Source organism: Klebsiella sp. MPUS7 (assembly GCF_009905335.1).
Taxonomy (GTDB): domain Bacteria; phylum Pseudomonadota; class Gammaproteobacteria; order Enterobacterales; family Enterobacteriaceae; genus Klebsiella; species Klebsiella grimontii.
In genome coordinates this window covers 5,154,345-5,170,066 of record NZ_CP047604.1, presented here as the reverse complement: position 1 = coordinate 5,170,066, position 15,722 = coordinate 5,154,345, and the positions used below count along the sequence as shown (strand labels likewise).

Below are 15,722 nucleotides of genomic sequence, written 5' to 3'. Positions count from 1 at the left end.
TTGCCCCTTACCCCGGCCCTCTCCCAAAGGGTGAGGGAGAATACCGAACTGTACCCTCGCCCCTTTGGGGAAAGGGTTAGGGTGAGGGGAAACCCTTAGCGAACCATCAAGGAGCCACCATGCCAACCGCTCGTCACCTGCTTGTTGCTTCACTCTCTCTACTCGCCGCCGGCGCCGCTGCGCAAACCCACTACGCCTGGGTCGGCACCTACAACCCCAATGGCGAAGGACTGTACCGCTTTACCGTTGATAGCCAGACCGGGGCGCTGCGCGATAAAGCGCTGGTTGCTAAGCTGCCTAATCTTGCCCAGCTCGCCGTCTCGGCGGATGGCAAAACCCTGTACGCCGCCAGCGAAGTGGACAAGGGCGTGGTTCAGGCGTGGCGCATCGGCAGCAACGGCGAATTGAGCGAGCTCAATCAGGTCGCTTCCGGCGGCGCCGGGCCGGTTTATCTCTCCCTGACCCCCGATGGCCGCCATCTGCTGGTGGCAAACTACGTCAGTGGCAGTATCGCGGTGCTCCCGGTGAAGGAAGAGGGTAACCTGGGCGAAGCGGTGGATATACATCAGGATCAAGGGCCTGCGGGTGCGGAACGCCCGGCGGCGGCCGTCGAAGGCAGTTTTGCCATTAGCGATCATAACGGCCCCCACGCCCATATGGTCGCCGCCGATCCCAGCGGTAGGTTCGTTTACTCCACCGATCTGGGGCTGGACCGGATCTATCAGTACCGGCTGGATAACGCCAGCGGCAAGCTGACGCCGAACGATCCGCCGTTTATTGACGCCTCATCTCCCGGCGCCGGGCCGCGCCACTTTGTGTTTACGCCGCAGGGCGACGGACTATGGCTGATTAACGAAGAGGCATCGACGCTTACCTTCTATCATCTTGATAAGCAAAGCGGCCTGCTGCGCGAGGGGAAAACGGTCTCGGCGCTGCCTGAAGAGTATAAGGGCACCAGCTTTGCCGCCGGCCTGGTCCTGAGCCGCGATGGCAAGCAGCTGTACGTCGCCAACCGGCTGCATAACAGTATCGCCCACTTTACGGTGCTGGCCGACGGCAGCCTGAGTCACCAGGAAGATATCTGGACCCGCGGCGACTACCCGCGCACGCTGACCCTGGACAGTCAGGGGCAGTGGCTGTACGTCATGAACCAGCGTAGCGACAACATTACCCGTTTCCGCGTCGCGCCGAAGGATGGCAGGTTGACGTTCTCCCCGGACTACACTCCGGTCGGCGGCCCGTCACAGATGGTGATATCCGCTCAACCCTGAGCCGTAAGAAAAAGGAACTGACATGCGATTTCCCAATCAACGTTTAGCGCAGCTGTTTACTCTGTTGCAAAACGAAACGCTGCCGCAGGAGGAGCTGGCGCAGCGGCTGTCGGTTTCTACACGCACGGTGCGCGCGGACATTACCGCGCTGAACGCGCTGCTGCAGCACTACGGCGCGCAGTTCACCCTCACTCGCGGCAGCGGTTATCAGCTGGTGATCCACGATCCGTCGCGCTATCAGACGCTGGAAGAGAGCGCGCCGAAAGCGCAGCACATCCCGCGAACCGCGGCGGATCGCAGCCACTTTTTGCTGGTGCGCTTTTTAACCTCCGCGTTTTCTATCAAGCTGGAGGACCTGGCCGATGCGTGGTTCGTCAGCCGCGCCACCTTACAGGGCGACATGGTTGACGTACGCGAACGTTTTCAGCGTTATCAGCTCACCCTCGAGACCCGTCCGCGCCACGGCATGAAGCTGTTCGGGAGCGAGGTCTCCATTCGCGCTTGCCTGACCGATCTGCTGTGGGAGCTGAGCCAGCAGGGGCCGCTGAACCCGCTTATCGGCGAAGAGGCGTTTGACGCCAGCGTACCGGCGCTGCTGGCGGGCGTGCTGCAGGAGACGTTGACCCGCCATCACGTGCGCCTGACTGACGCGGGAGAACGTTTTGTCTGCCTGTACGGCGCGGTTGCCGTGCGCCGCGTGAGCGAAGGGTATCCGCTGGCCGACTTTAGCGCCGAGGATGTGGCGCAGAACGTGCGCGACGCCGCCCGCGAGCTGGCGAGCACCCTGCAACAGCTGGCGGGTAAACCGCTTGCCGCGGCGGAAGAGGAGTGGCTGTGCGTCCATCTTGCCGCCCGTCAGGTGCAGGACGTCGATCCGGGCACCATCAGCGCCGACGACGACGAAGCGCTGGTGAACTACATCCTGCGCTATATCAATCAGCAATATAACTACAATCTGCTGGACGACGCCCAGCTGCATGCGGATTTACTGACCCATATTAAGACCATGATCACCCGCGTGCGCTACCAGATAATGATCCCCAATCCGCTGCTCGATAACATCAAGCAGCACTATCCGATGGCGTGGGATATGACCCTGGCGGCGGTATCCAGCTGGGGAAAATATACCCCCTACGCCATCAGCGAAAATGAGATCGGCTTTCTGGTGCTGCATATCGGCGTCGGGCTGGAGCGCCATTACAATATCGGCTACCAGCGTCAGCCGCAGGTGCTGCTGGTGTGCGATACCAGCAACGCGATGGTGCGGATGATTGAAGCTATTCTTCAGCGAAAGTATCCGCAGCTGGAAATTGCCGCCACCCTCTCGCAGCGCGAATATGAACAGCGGCAAGAAGTCGCGGAAGATTTTGTCATCTCCACCGTGCGCATCAGCGAGAAAGATAAACCGGTGGTGACCATTGCGCCGTTTCCTACCGACTATCAGCTCGACCAAATCGGCAAGCTGGTGCTGGTGGACCGCACGCGTCCGTGGATGCTGAATAAGTATTTTGATGAGGCCCACTTTCAGGTAATTGATGCTCCGATGGATCGGCAGACGCTGTTTGCCACGCTGTGCCAGCAGCTGCAGCGGGAGGGGTTTGTCGGCGCGGAGTTTCATGATTCGGTGGTGGAGCGTGAGGCTATCGTCAGCACCATGCTCGGCGACGGCATCGCGCTGCCCCACGCCCTTGGGCTGCTGGCAAAAAAGACCGTGGTTTATACCGTGATTGCGCCGCACGGCATTGCCTGGGGCGATGAAACCGCGCATATCATCTTCCTGCTTGCCATCAGCAAAAGCGAGTATGAAGAAGCGATGGCGATCTACGATATTTTCGTTACCTTCCTGCGCGAACGCGCTATGGCCCGCCTGGCCGTCACCCGCAGCTTTGATGAGTTTAAAGCGGTGGCGATGGAGTGCGTCAGCCGATTTTGATTTGGCCCTTCGCCACGTTTTCCGTATCTGTCACCGTTCACAACATCACGCCACGACCGTCGTCATCTGCCCAGGAAAACGAATCTGAATCACGCCGCCCCATATGCACATCAACTGTGACTGGGCGGTGAGGGCGGGTATATTCCCCACCAGCACCGTGGGTGAGCCTGGCATCCACGGCGCGGGCGTTGTCGGAATACAGGGCATCGGCGTCAATACCCCAAGCGCTGCGGCGGTAGCGGCGGCCACCGTCGGGTTGGCGATACTGTTGCAGATCCCGAACGGCAAAATATTCACAAACGGTTTGTTATCCATAATATTCGCCATCGGCATGTTGCTGACGAGGGTGGGGCTGGTGAGCAGTACGTTCAGCATCGACGGCGCAACGCCAAATGAGCACTGCAATAATGCGCCGGTACAAACTCCGGGACAACTCATGGTAATACCCCCAGTTGCCGCCACAGTCGGCGGATGATGACTCGCGGAATAAACTGATGCGCTTTTATAACATTCAGCGCCCGTTTATTAGTTTGAACAGATACTACATAACCAAAGTAATAAATAAAGTAGATGCGTTTTTTGATGCATATCACTATTCATAATTTAACCTGTTAAAGAGTTGATATCAGCGAGCGGTTTTCATCGATGTATATTTTGTTGGTTGTTTTACATCTAATTGATTTTGGTTAATTAATTGTTTTAATTTGATTTTTATCAATTATCATTCGGTGATTGGCAGTAAAGAATTTGATTGATATTTATTTGTGGTTGTGTTTTTTTATATTGCTTATGGTTATCCTGAAAAAATACTATTTGAATAGTGGGGCGACAGAATTAGCACTACGAATATTCTCGTAACAGGAATGGGCGAATATAGGCGAAGACGCTTAGCATAAAAATCATTGTATTAGTTCAATGTGCGTAAAAATAATAGGAATGTGAAAAAAAGCGGTGCGATTCGGCTGATGGCGGAACTGCCGCTACCGGTTGCCGGCTGATTGATAAGGAGCAAAAGATGGATGCGATTTTTTTAAAGCTCGACGATATCGAAGGTGAAAGTCAGGCCAAAGGATTTGAAAAACAGCTTGAGATCATGAGCTACAGCCATAACGTGGCGATGCAGATCGCTAATGACGTCAGTAACACTGAACGTACCTCAGGACGGGCGCATGTCGGTGAAATGTCGTTGACCAAGTTTGTCGATCTCGCGACGCCAAAGCTCAATGAGTACTGCTGTAGCGGGAAACCGATTACAGAAGCCGTTCTGACGTTGTGCCGTAATGATAACGGAAAAATGCTGCCATTTATCGTATATACCATGATGAACGTCGTTATCTCACATCTGAGCGTTAGCGGCGGTTCCGGCGGCAAACCGGTCGAAACGATGTCGCTGAACTTTACCAAAATTAAATGGGAAATCACCGCTCAGAAATCGGATGGTCAGAAAGAAGGCAACGTCTCTTCCGTTTGGGATGTGGCGATGAATAAGAAAGGTAGCTGAGGGTGGAAGCTTCGCACCGCCTGCCTTTGCGGCAAATTATACCGTTATAAAATCAAGCTACGTAGCGCCGGGTATCAGGTCGAGGATCAGGAGGCTGGTGTTCCTGCGATTGCCGTAGGTAGGTGCGATGGTGATGATGTTTATCATCAGGCTGACCGGCGTTAGCGCTGCTGCTGAAAAGGAATTTCCCATGCCCGAAACCACCATCATCAAACTCACCCTGACCGGCCTTACTGCCGCGACCGCGCGCACCGACTCCCAGCTTAACGGCCTGACCACCGCCACTGTCGCAGGAACCACCTCCGTGCCGTTAATCCTTGATACCGTGCTGGCGACCCATCTAACAACAACGATCAACAATGCCGACTATGACGGGCTGATTGCCGAGGCGCGCCAGCTTCCGGCGACCAGCAACGCCGATCGCTATCAGTTTGTGCTGCGCCCCTGGCTGTGGTGGCTGACGCTCTCCAGCAACAACCGCGTTTTTCAGAACCTCAACGCGCAAGAAATTGTCGAGAAGGTGTTTAAGGACGGCGGATTTACCGACTACAAGTTCCAGCTGAAAAGCAAACCGGCGAAGCGTGAATACTGTCTGCAATATAAGGAAAGCGACTTCAATTTTGTCTCGCGGCTGCTGGAGCAGGAGGGGATCTTCTGGTTCTTCACCCATAAAGAAGGCAAGCATACGCTGGTGCTGGCGGATGATAACAGCGCCTGCCCGCCTATTCCCGGCGAGAAAAAAGTCAAGTATCAGGCGGCTCAGAACGGCGGGCGGGAAACCGGAATGATTCGTTCGGCGCAGCTGCGTTTACAGGCTACCGCGCAGGGGGCTCACCCCGGCAATGATAAATCTGAGCAGCCGAAACAGCTGATCGGCGAAAGCGACTGCCCAGCGCTGATGGCAGGGCACTGGTTTACCCTCGCCGATCATGACGACAAAGCAACCAATATCGACTGGCTCATCACCACCGTCAGCCAGGAATATGACGGCGAACGCTACCGTAACCGTTTTACCGCTATCCCGAAAGCCACCCCGTATCACCCACCGTGCGCCACGCCGAAGCCGTTTATGCCTACGCAAACCGCAACGGTGGTCGGCAAAAATGGAGAAGAAATCTGGACCGACAAGCTCGGACGGGTAAAAGTGCAGTTTCCGTGGGAGCGGGAAGGCAAAAACGATGAGATCGGCTCCTGCTGGCTGCGGGTCGCCACCGCCTGGAGCGGCAACGGCTTCGGCGCGCAGTTTATCCCGCGCATTGGTCAGGAAGTGGTCGTGAGCTTTATCGACGGCGACCCGGATAAGCCGCTCATTACCGGCTGTGTGTACAACGGCGCGAATGCCCTGCCGTATGCGCTACCGGCGAATCAAACTCAGTCGGGCATTAAAACCCACAGCGAACAAGGCTTTAACGAACTGCGCTTCGACGACAAAAAAGATGCCGAGCTGCTGGCGATGCAGGCGCAGAAGGATTTCCAGGTCACCGTGCTGAACGACAGTACAACCATCGTTGGCCATGATGAGATCCTGAGTGTGAAAAATAAACGCAGCGTAACGGTGAAGGGCGATCAGGAACACGCTATCGACGGTAATGAGACGCATAAGGTAAAAGGCAACTACACGCTCAATGTTGACGGTAATCTGACGATTAAGGTCAGCGGCACGCTCACCCTCGAGAGCGGCAAAACCCTGGACATAAAGAGTGGGGCGGGTCTTAACGCCAGCGCGTCAGGCAGCATGAAGCTGGATGCCGCCAGCATCGCCAGTGAAGCCAAATCCTCACTGTCCCAGAAAGCCGTAACCATCAGCCAGGAAGCAAGAGCGACGCTTACCAGCAAAGCCAGTGCCACCCAGACCGTTGACGGCGGCGGGATGCTGGCGATTAAAGGTGGCCTGGTGAAAATTAACTGATGAACGCCATGCTGGTATTAACGCAAATGGTGCACAACCTGGTTGCTGCTGCCGCGCCAGATTAGCGCCGGGTCTTTGAGATCCTGCACAAATTTGCCATCAACCAGCACGTTGATGAGATCCACCACCTGCATCTGCGCGTCGTTAAGTTCGGAAAGCGTGTAGCCGGTCCATACCCAGATGTCTTTACCGGGGCACTCGGCGCGAACGCGCTGAACCAGTTTAAGGATCTCCGGGACGTTCTGCGGATGCAGCGGGTCGCCGCCGGAGAGGGTGATCCCCTGGCGCTTAACGCGCGTGTCGTTGAGGTCGGCAATGATGCGGTCGGCCATCTCGGCGGTGAACGGCATGCCGGAATTTAGCCGCCAGGTGCTTTTGTTGTAGCAGCCGGGGCATTCGTGAACGCAGCCGGAGACAAATAGGGTGCAGCGGGTGCCCGGACCGTTAACGATATCTACCGGGTAGTACTGATGGTAATTCATTGTTTCCTCTTCTCATTTGACGCTGTAGCGGCGTTGGCTGCGCTCGTGCGCCCAGGTCACTTACTACAGTAAGCTCCCCGGGACTTGCTCGCTTGCCGCCTTGCTACAACGCCAACTGATTTGAGGAAACCCATATAGTGGCGGTAGCCCTGGATAAAAAGCGCGTTGCGCCGCGATCCGGGAACGGCTCCTGAGGGGCCAAACGGCTACTGGTCGGTACCCTCTCCTCGTTGGGGAGAGGGCTAAATCGCGCGGAATTAACCGATCTGCCCGTTACCCAAATGCTTCACGCGGCGCTTCACTTCTTCCTGCTTGCCGGCGTTGAACGGACGCGCGTCCGGGCTCCCGAGATAGCCGCACACGCGGCGGGTTACCGATACGCGAGAAGCATCGTGGTTGCCGCATTTTGGGCAGGTGAAACCTTTGCTGGTGCACTCGAACTCGCCGGTAAAGCCGCACTCGTAGCATTCGTCGATTGGCGTATTGGTCCCGTAATAGGGTACGTGCTGATAGCTGTAATCCCAGACGTCTTCCAGCGCTCTCAGGTTGTGCTGAATATTCGGGTACTCGCCGTAGCAAATAAAGCCCCCGTTAGCCAGCGGCGGATAAGGCGCTTCAAAATCGATTTTGTCGTACGGGTTCACCTTCTTCTCCACGTCGAGGTGGAAGCTGTTGGTGTAATACCCTTTATCGGTCACGCCTTCAATCACGCCGAACTCAGCGGTATCCAGACGGCAGAAGCGGTCGCAGAGGTTTTCGCTCGGCGTGCTGTACAGGCTAAAGCCGTAGCCCGTCTCGTCTTTCCACTGGTCTACCGCTTCGCGCAGGCGCTGAACGATGGCGACGCCTTTCTCACGCAGCGCAGCGCTATCGTACATATGCTTGTTGCCGAACAGCGCGTTGATGGTTTCATGGATGCCGATATAGCCCAGCGAAATCGACGCGCGGCCGTTTTTGAAAATCTCCGAAACGTCGTCGTCCGCTTTCAGACGCACGCCGCAGGCCCCTTCCATATACAGAATCGGCGCCACGCGAGCCTTTACCCCTTCCAGGCGGGCGATGCGGGTCATCAGCGCTTTACGCGCCAGCTGCAGGCGTTCGTCGAGCAGTTTCCAGAACTCGGTTTCGTCGCCTTTCGCTTCCAGCGCGATGCGCGGCAGGTTGAGGCTGATAACGCCGAGGTTATTGCGGCCATCGTGCACCTGTTCGCCGTCCTCGTTTTCCCACACGCCGAGGAAGCTGCGGCAGCCCATCGGGGTTTTGAACGAGCCGGTCACCTTCACGACCTGATCGTAGTTGAGGATGTCCGGGTACATACGCTTGCTCGCGCACTCCAGCGCCAGCTGTTTAATGTCGTAGTTCGCATCGCCGAACTTGTGATTCAGGCCGTCGCGAATGGCGAAGACCAGCTTCGGGAACACCGCCGTTTTGCGGTTTTTACCGAGGCCCGCGATGCGGTTGCGCAGAATGGACTGCTGAATCAGGCGCGATTCCCAGCTGGTGCCGAGGCCAAAACCGAAAGTCACGAACGGCGTCTGACCGTTGGCGGTATGCAGGGTGTTCACTTCATATTCCAGCGACTGGAAGGCGTCGTAGCACTCTTTCTCGGTGCGGGAACGGGCGTAGCCTTCGGCGTCAGGGATGTGCCACTCTTCGGCAATTTTACGGTGCTTATTGAAGCTTTCGGTAACAAACGGCGCCAGTACTTCATCGATGCGGTTGATGGTCGTACCGCCATAAATATGGCTGGCGACCTGAGCGATAATCTGCGCCGTCACCGCGGTAGCGGTAGAGATAGACTTCGGCGGTTCAATCTCGGCGTTGCCCATTTTAAATCCCTGGGTCAGCATGCCTTTAAGATCGATCAGCATACAGTTGAACATCGGGAAGAACGGGGAGTAGTCGAGATCGTGATAGTGGATCACGCCGCGCTCGTGGGCCATCACCACGTCATGCGGCAGCAGGTGCTGGCGCGCGTAGTGCTTGGCGACGATGCCTGCCAGCAGATCGCGCTGGGTAGGGATGACTTTGCTGTCTTTGTTGGCGTTCTCGTTGAGTAACGCCGAGTTGGTCTGCTCAACCAGGCCGCGAATTTCCTGGTTCAGACGACCGCGCTTTTCACGTTGGCTATCGCGGTCGTGGCGATATTCAATGTAGGCGCGCGCCAGCTGCTTGTACGGCCCGGACATCAGCTGGTTCTCAACGGCGGTCTGGATCTCGCTGATATCCACCTGGGCGCGGCCCTGCATTTGCTGGCTAACGACTTCTGCGACGGTGGCGCAATAGTCTGCGTCATCGACTCCCGCTGCTTTAGCTGCACGTAGAATTGCTTCATTAATGCGCTCTGACTTGAACGGCACTTTACAGCCATCGCGTTTCATCACATGCGGTGTCATGATCACTCCATAATTTTTACAGAACAGGTTATCCACAGAGGCGGAAGGACAATCGAAGCCACGAGGCGCTATAGCTGCCGCCGTTTCCCTCCGATCCCGGCCCTTTTTATCCACATCCCATCACCGCCTGAGTACGATGGGCGTGGTGACATAATAGACTATTAATACAATATGTGGGGCCGGGACGCATTTTAAGTTCTATATGTAGTGCTTTGCATCAAAGATGTTTGCAATTTTATTGATGCAGAACAAAGTAAAAAGAGGAGAGCAGGAATGATGGGCGCTTGCGCTTAATGTAAATTTATCCGCTTATAAAATAAGCAAAAATGGGGCCTGAACGCAGGAAATTCAGGCCCGAAAGGGATAACGTCAGGCGAGCAGCGCGTCGTTAAGCAGGTCGACCAGCAGTAGCAGGGCGTAACGCGCGGCCTGCGCATTCTCAGGCAGGGGCAATAGCGCGGAGGCCATATTGCTCAACGCGTGGTTGGCCGGGGTGAGGGCGAAAATCGTCGCTTCCTGTACCCGGGCCAGCAGGGTGGCGCCCTGCAAAATCGCGTCGGCCTCGCCGGTTGCCAGCACCAGCAGGAGATGATCGTCGCTGAGGGTACTGGCTATCATCCGCATCAGGGCGCTGTCCTGGCAGAGATTCATCACGATACCGATGGAGAGCAGCTGGTGCTGAAGCAGCGTCGCCAGCGCGATATCCTGCGCGCCGAGGGCAAAACAGTGCACGGCGCGGGCATTTTGCAGGCGCGTGCGCAGCTTTTGCAGCGTCGACTCGGGCGTGCTGACCAGCTGCTGCTCCAGATTTGCGCTAATCAGGCTTAACTTGTCGCGCCACGCGGCGGGCAGCGCGGCGCTCTCCTCGTTTAGCCAACTGGTGCGACGTTCGCAGGCCTGCGCCAGCTGCTTGCGCAAATCACGAATATCTTCGCAGCCGACGGAGCGGGCAAAGCGGGTAATTGTGGCTGCGCTCACGCCAGCGCGCACCGCCAGTTCATCAATCGAAGCGCTGGCGGTAAAGCTTAAATTCTGCAGAATAAATGCCGCGACTCTTGATTCCTGAGCGCTAAAGCGCGCCATGCCTTCCTGTAACTGCCCTACGATATCCATGCTTTCAGCCTCTTTCTCCGCCACCGCCTGATTGAAAATATTTTTCAAATAATGCTGGCTTTTTATACCACTTAATCACGCGCAACGCCTGAGATTATTGCCGGTTTCGCTTATATGGCGGGGTAAAGAGGTGAAAAATAACGCTCCGATCACGTACGTGAAAAAAATTTTCATATAGCCTTCACCCATACCGGCACCTCGTCTTATAGTCGATGGTGTCTATTTAGCGCTCGCTCAAGCAAAACCCATTGGGAGGAATTATGCCACGTATCGTCCTGTGCTGCGCCGCCGGAATGTCCACCAGCATGCTGGTTAACAAAATGACAGCCGAGGCGCAGCAGCGCGCGCTGGCGCTGGAGATTTATGCCGTGCCCGTTGCCGAGTTTGAACGCGAGTTGCCGAATGCCGACGTGATTTTACTGGGGCCACAGGTGAAGTACGAAGCGGCCCGACTGACCGAGCTTGCTGCCCCGCACGGGAAAGCTGTTGCGGTAATCGATATGGCGGATTACGGCATGATGCGCGGGGCCGCCGTTCTTGATAAAGCGCTCGCTCTGCTGAACCACTAACGCTTTCCCATCAACGCGTTCATTTCGCAAAGCCGCTGCGGCCTTGCGCGGGGATCTGTACGCCAAAAATGAGGCCACTATGCAAACATTGAAAATTGCCGTCATCGGCGGCGGCAGCAGCTATACGCCGGAACTTATCGAAGGCATTATCCTTCGCCATCAGCAGATTCCGGTCACGGAACTGGCGCTGGTCGATGTCGAAGCCGGGCGCGAGAAAGTGGCGATTATCGCCGCGCTGGCCCAGCGTATGCTCAAGCGCCATGGCCTCGAACAGGTTAAGGTCAGCGTCCATTTCAGCCTGGATGAGGCCATTCGCGGCGCTAAATTCGTCCTGACCCAGCTGCGGGTCGGGCAGCTGGCGGCGCGGGCGGCGGATGAGCGGCTGGGGCTGAAATATAACCTGCTGGGCCAGGAAACCACAGGCGTCGGCGGATTCGCCAAAGCGCTGCGCACCATTCCGGTGATGTTGCAGGTCGCGCGCAAAGTGGAGGCGCTGGCACCCGACGCCTTTATCCTCAACTTTACCAATCCGGCGGGGATCGTGACGGAGGCGGTGAGCCGCTACAGTAGCGCCAAAATCATCGGCCTGTGCAACGTGCCGATCAACATGCAGCATACGATCGCCGGCATGCTGGAGGCAAAAGCAGAGGAGGTCAGGCTGAGCTTCGCCGGGCTGAATCATATGGTCTGGGTACACAAAGTGATGCAGGGGCGGGAGGATGTCACCCGTAAGGTTCTCGACATGCTGTGCGACGGTCAATCGCTGTCGATGAACAATATTAAATCGTTGCCGTGGCCGGCGGAGTTTCTGCGGGCCCTGAAGGCGATTCCCTGTCCCTATCACCGCTATTTCTGGCTGACGCCGGCCATGCTGGCGGAAGAGATTGAGGCGGCGAAAACCAAAGGCACCCGCGCGGAGCAGGTGATGAAGGTGGAACAGGAGCTGTTTGATATCTATGCCCGACCTGAGCTGGATGAAAAGCCCGAACAGCTTAGCTTGCGCGGCGGGGCTTACTACTCCGAAGTGGCGGTGGAGCTGATTAACGCCATCTACAACAATCTTGGCAAAGAGATGGTGGTGAATACCCGCAACAACGGCGCGATCCACGGTTTTGATGATGATGCGGTGGTGGAAATTAACAGCCTTATTGACGCGCAGGGCGCGCGACCGCTGGCCTTTGGCGCGCTGCCGCCGATCATGAACGGCCTGACGCAGCAGGTGAAAGCCTTCGAGCGCTTGACGATTGAGGCCGCGGTCCACGGCTGCCGGGATAGCGCGCTGCTGGCGCTGGTCAGTAACCCGCTGGTCGGGAATGTGACCGATGCCCGGGCGCTGCTTGATGAGGTGTTAACCATCAACCGCCCCTGGCTAACGCAGTTTAACTAAACTTTTCCGCCTTCGGGGATACCATTATGTCTCGTACTTCATTTATTGAACGCTATGTCATGCCCGCCGCGCTGAAAATCGGCGGCCAGAAGCATGTCCTGTCGGTACGCGACGGCATTATTCTCAATATGCCGTTTATGCTGATTGGTTCGTTTTTCTTGATATTCGCCTACCTGCCGATTCCCGGCTACGGTGAGATGATGGCCAGCGTATTTGGCGATGCCTGGCGCGACAAAATGCTGTACCCGGTCAAAGCGACCTATGACATCATGGCGCTGCTCTCGGCCTTCGGCATTGCCTACCGGCTGGCGGAAAAATATCGCACCCTGGACCCGCTTAGCGCCGGGGCGATGTCGCTGGTGGCGTTTGTGATGACGATCCCGCAGGTGACGCTCTTTACGCCGGCAGATGGTTCAGCGGCGCAACTTGTCAAAGGCGTGCTGCCGGTGGGGATGATTGGCAGCCAGGGACTGTTTGTGGCGATTGTGATTTCGCTGCTTTCCACGGAGATCTACCGCCTGGTGGCCAGCCGTAATCTGGTGATCCGCATGCCGGACGGCGTACCGCCGGCGGTGGCGAAATCCTTTCTTGCCCTGATCCCCGGCTTCTGCGTGCTGGCCGTGGTGCTGGCGCTGCGCCTGATCGTCGAAGCCTCGCCGTTCGGCGATATCAATAGCATGATCACCACGCTGATTGGTATTCCGATGTCGCACGTCGGCGGTTCGCTGCCGGGGATGATTATCTCGGTGATCCTGATTGGCATTCTGTGGACCCTGGGGCTGCACGGCGACACCATCGTGCTGGTGTTTATTCGCCCGGTCTGGCTGTCGAATATGTCGGAGAACCTGGAGGCGTTTCAGAACGGACTGCCGATCCCGCATATCATCACCCAGCAGTTTTATGACCTATGGATTGCGCCCGGCGGTACCGGGGCGCTGCTGGGGCTGGTGATTTTTATGCTGCTGCGCAGCCGTAGCCAGCAGATGAAACAGCTGGGGAAAATTGCCGCGCCGGGGGCGCTGTTCAATATCAGCGAGCCGATGGTATTCGGCATTCCGCTGGTGATGAACCCGTACTTCTTCCTGCCGTTTATTTTGACGCCGGTCCTGTTGGTGATTGTCTCGTATACCGCGATGGCCACCGGGCTGGTGATGAAGCCGGCGGGGATTGCGCTGCCGTTTACCACGCCGATTTTTATGAGCGGCTATCTGGCGACGGGGGGACATATTTCCGGCGCGGTGCTGCAGGTGGTGAACCTGGCGATCTCGCTGGTGATCTATTATCCGTTTTTCCGGGTATGGGATCGCCTGAAGGCAAAAGAAGAGCAGGCGTCAGCGCAGCCGGAAGCCAGCCCGACGCTGTCTGCGGCGGAGCGTATTTAAAGCGTATTCCCGGAGGCGGCGCTTGACGCGCCTGTCCGGGCTACCGGCCCGCAGACGGCTGTGAATCGGTAGCCCGGCTAAGCGTAGCGCAAGCCGGGGAGGGGGTTACTCCTGCAGCCACCATACCGCTTCAAACGGACGCAGGGTCATAGCGGCAGGACGGTTTGCCGCTTCCGCGTAGTTGCTCATCAGCATCCCCCATTCGCCGCTCATCGCTTCCGGCTGCCAGCGCTGAAACTCGCGGCTCAGGTTCGCCACGACGACCAGCGTTTGTCCCTGCCACTGACGGCGGTAGCACCACAGCGACGGATGTTCCGGCAGCAGGTCCTGATAGTCGCCCCAGGTCAGCACCGGCGCGCTCTTGCGCAGCGCAATCAGCTGCTGATAGGTATAAAACACCGATTCCGGGTCCGCCAGCGCCACTTCGGCGTTGATCTCGCGATAGTTATCGCACAGCGCAATCCACGGCTCGCCTGCGCTAAAACCGCCGTGATCAGCGCTGTTCCACTGCATTGGCGTACGGCTGTTATCGCGCGATTTGCTGGCCAGAATCGCCAGAAGTTCATCCGGGTCCTGACCCTGCGCCGCGCGTTCGATAAACATGTTGTGGCTCTCAACGTCGCGATAATCGGTAATGCGCGTAAAGTGCGGATTCGTCATGCCGATCTCTTCGCCCTGATAGATATAGGGCGTGCCCTGCATACCGTGAAGCACCATCGCCAGCATTTTCGCCGCCGGGACGCGGTACTCCCCCTCGTCGCCGAAGCGGGAGACGATGCGCGGCTGGTCGTGGTTACACCAGAACAGCGCGTTCCACGCGCGATTGTGCATCCCCTGCTGCCAGTGCCTGAACAGCGATTTCAAGGCCACAAAATCCGGGCGCGCCAGCGTCCACTTCTCGCCGCCGGGGTAGTCAACCTTCAGATGGTGGAAGTTAAAGGTCATCGACAGTTCGCCGCCGTCGAGCGCCGCGTACTTCTGGCAATGCGCAAGCGTGGTGGAGGACATTTCGCCGACCGTCATCAGGTTGCGCGGGGTAAAGACATCGCGGCTCATCTCCTGCAAAAATTCGTGCGCTCGCGGGCCGTCGGTATAGAAGCGGCGGCCGTCGCCATCCGTATCGGACGGAAAGGTCTGGTCTTTGGAGATCAAATTGACCACGTCGAGGCGCAGGCCGTCGACGCCGCGATCGGCCCAGAACTCGCACACTTTTTTCAGCTCCGCGCGCACCGCCGGGTTTTCCCAATTCAGGTCCGCCTGCTCAACCGCGAACAGATGCAGATAGTACTGCTCGCTTTCGGCGTGCCACTGCCAGGCGTTACCGCCAAATTTAGAGCGCCAGTTGTTGGGCGGCGTGGTGGGTTCACCGTCGCGCCAGATATAGAACTGGCGATACGGACTCTCTTTATTGAGCGCTTCGCGGAACCACGCGTGTTCGGTCGAAGTGTGGTTCAGCACCATATCCAGCACAATGCGGATCCCGCGAGCGTGCGCCTGAGCGACCAGTTCGTCGAAATCGTCCAGCGTGCCGTAGGTTGGGTCGATAGCGGTATAGTTGGCGACGTCGTAGCCATTATCCACCTGCGGCGAGACGTAGAACGGCGTCAGCCAGATGGCGTCAACGCCGAGCTTTTGCAGATAGTCGAGGCGGGAGGTCACGCCGCGCAGATCGCCGGTTCCGGTCCCGGTCGTGTCCTGGAAACTCTTCGGATAGATTTGATAAATAACGCCGTTTTGCCACCAGAGGGGAAGGGTATTCATATCGCGTTCCTGCTACAG

At 57.3% G+C, this 15,722-nt stretch carries 12 protein-coding genes; 7 read left to right on the top strand and 5 right to left on the bottom strand.

The features are described from left to right. Positions 1–119: 119 nt before the first annotated feature. The gene (locus GUC22_RS24130; RefSeq protein ID WP_102649949.1) at positions 120–1,271 is read left to right on the top strand and encodes a lactonase family protein; all 1,152 of its coding nucleotides are present in this window, start codon (positions 120–122) and stop codon (positions 1,269–1,271) included. 22 nt (positions 1,272–1,293) lie between these two features. Next, on the top strand, positions 1,294–3,204 hold the full coding sequence (locus GUC22_RS24125) for a BglG family transcription antiterminator (protein ID WP_004137216.1): 1,911 nt from the start codon (positions 1,294–1,296) through the stop codon (positions 3,202–3,204). A gap of 45 nt (positions 3,205–3,249) precedes the next feature. Here GUC22_RS24125 and GUC22_RS24120 read toward each other — a convergent pair whose 3' ends face one another. After that, entirely contained in the window at positions 3,250–3,642 is a 393-nt protein-coding gene (locus GUC22_RS24120; RefSeq protein WP_064342101.1) for a DUF4280 domain-containing protein, read from the bottom strand. A gap of 577 nt (positions 3,643–4,219) precedes the next feature. Here GUC22_RS24120 and GUC22_RS24115 point away from each other — a divergent pair. Then, entirely contained in the window at positions 4,220–4,705 is a 486-nt protein-coding gene (locus GUC22_RS24115; RefSeq protein ID WP_004137212.1) for an Hcp family type VI secretion system effector, read from the top strand. Between the two features lie 190 nt (positions 4,706–4,895). After that, positions 4,896–6,614: a type VI secretion system Vgr family protein gene (locus tag GUC22_RS24110; protein WP_160183805.1), complete on the top strand. Its 1,719-nt coding sequence runs from the start codon at positions 4,896–4,898 to the stop codon at positions 6,612–6,614. 17 nt (positions 6,615–6,631) lie between these two features. Here the strand turns inward: GUC22_RS24110 and nrdG are convergent, their stop codons facing one another. The 3 genes from nrdG to GUC22_RS24095 form a co-directional block, all read right to left on the bottom strand. Next, positions 6,632–7,096: an anaerobic ribonucleoside-triphosphate reductase-activating protein gene (gene nrdG / locus GUC22_RS24105; protein ID WP_049131684.1), complete on the bottom strand. Its 465-nt coding sequence runs from the start codon at positions 7,094–7,096 to the stop codon at positions 6,632–6,634. A gap of 257 nt (positions 7,097–7,353) precedes the next feature. Next, on the bottom strand, positions 7,354–9,492 hold the full coding sequence (nrdD, locus tag GUC22_RS24100; protein WP_004128226.1) for an anaerobic ribonucleoside-triphosphate reductase: 2,139 nt from the start codon (positions 9,490–9,492) through the stop codon (positions 7,354–7,356). 369 nt (positions 9,493–9,861) lie between these two features. After that, positions 9,862–10,605: a MurR/RpiR family transcriptional regulator gene (locus tag GUC22_RS24095; protein ID WP_024360515.1), complete on the bottom strand. Its 744-nt coding sequence runs from the start codon at positions 10,603–10,605 to the stop codon at positions 9,862–9,864. A gap of 305 nt (positions 10,606–10,910) precedes the next feature. Here GUC22_RS24095 and GUC22_RS24090 point away from each other — a divergent pair, with 305 nt between their 5' ends. The 3 genes from GUC22_RS24090 (at position 10,911) to celB (ending at position 13,943) form a co-directional block, all read left to right on the top strand. Further along, a complete protein-coding gene (locus GUC22_RS24090) occupies positions 10,911–11,174 on the top strand; it encodes a PTS sugar transporter subunit IIB (protein WP_024360514.1) in 264 nt (87 codons plus the stop codon). 79 nt (positions 11,175–11,253) lie between these two features. Next, positions 11,254–12,561 carry a 6-phospho-beta-glucosidase gene (locus GUC22_RS24085; RefSeq protein ID WP_024360513.1) on the top strand — a complete coding sequence of 436 codons (1,308 nt, stop codon included), beginning with the start codon at positions 11,254–11,256 and terminating at the stop codon, positions 12,559–12,561. A gap of 26 nt (positions 12,562–12,587) precedes the next feature. Continuing rightward, complete coding sequence (gene celB, locus GUC22_RS24080; RefSeq protein WP_004137207.1) at positions 12,588–13,943, top strand: PTS cellobiose transporter subunit IIC; 1,356 nt, start codon at positions 12,588–12,590, stop codon at positions 13,941–13,943. A 105-nt stretch (positions 13,944–14,048) separates the two neighbouring features. Here celB and treC read toward each other — a convergent pair whose 3' ends face one another. Then, the gene (gene treC / locus GUC22_RS24075; protein ID WP_116943916.1) at positions 14,049–15,704 is read right to left on the bottom strand and encodes an alpha,alpha-phosphotrehalase; all 1,656 of its coding nucleotides are present in this window, start codon (positions 15,702–15,704) and stop codon (positions 14,049–14,051) included. Positions 15,705–15,722: the final 18 nt, after the last annotated feature.

What these genes read in the sequence shown, in the direction of transcription:
- GUC22_RS24125 (WP_004137216.1), top strand. Translation starts at nt 1,294, where the DNA reads ATGCGATTTCCCAATCAACGTTTAGCGCAGCTGTTTACTCTGTTGCAA.
- GUC22_RS24115 (WP_004137212.1), top strand. Translation starts at nt 4,220, where the DNA reads ATGGATGCGATTTTTTTAAAGCTCGACGATATCGAAGGTGAAAGTCAG.
- GUC22_RS24085 (WP_024360513.1), top strand. Translation starts at nt 11,254, where the DNA reads ATGCAAACATTGAAAATTGCCGTCATCGGCGGCGGCAGCAGCTATACG.
- nrdD (WP_004128226.1), bottom strand. Translation starts at nt 9,492, where the DNA reads ATGACACCGCATGTGATGAAACGCGATGGCTGTAAAGTGCCGTTCAAG.
- GUC22_RS24090 (WP_024360514.1), top strand. Translation starts at nt 10,911, where the DNA reads ATGCTGGTTAACAAAATGACAGCCGAGGCGCAGCAGCGCGCGCTGGCG.
- GUC22_RS24095 (WP_024360515.1), bottom strand. Translation starts at nt 10,605, where the DNA reads ATGGATATCGTAGGGCAGTTACAGGAAGGCATGGCGCGCTTTAGCGCT.
- celB (WP_004137207.1), top strand. Translation starts at nt 12,588, where the DNA reads ATGTCTCGTACTTCATTTATTGAACGCTATGTCATGCCCGCCGCGCTG.
- GUC22_RS24120 (WP_064342101.1), bottom strand. Translation starts at nt 3,642, where the DNA reads ATGAGTTGTCCCGGAGTTTGTACCGGCGCATTATTGCAGTGCTCATTT.
- GUC22_RS24130 (WP_102649949.1), top strand. Translation starts at nt 120, where the DNA reads ATGCCAACCGCTCGTCACCTGCTTGTTGCTTCACTCTCTCTACTCGCC.
- treC (WP_116943916.1), bottom strand. Translation starts at nt 15,704, where the DNA reads ATGAATACCCTTCCCCTCTGGTGGCAAAACGGCGTTATTTATCAAATC.
- nrdG (WP_049131684.1), bottom strand. Translation starts at nt 7,096, where the DNA reads ATGAATTACCATCAGTACTACCCGGTAGATATCGTTAACGGTCCGGGC.
- GUC22_RS24110 (WP_160183805.1), top strand. Translation starts at nt 4,896, where the DNA reads ATGCCCGAAACCACCATCATCAAACTCACCCTGACCGGCCTTACTGCC.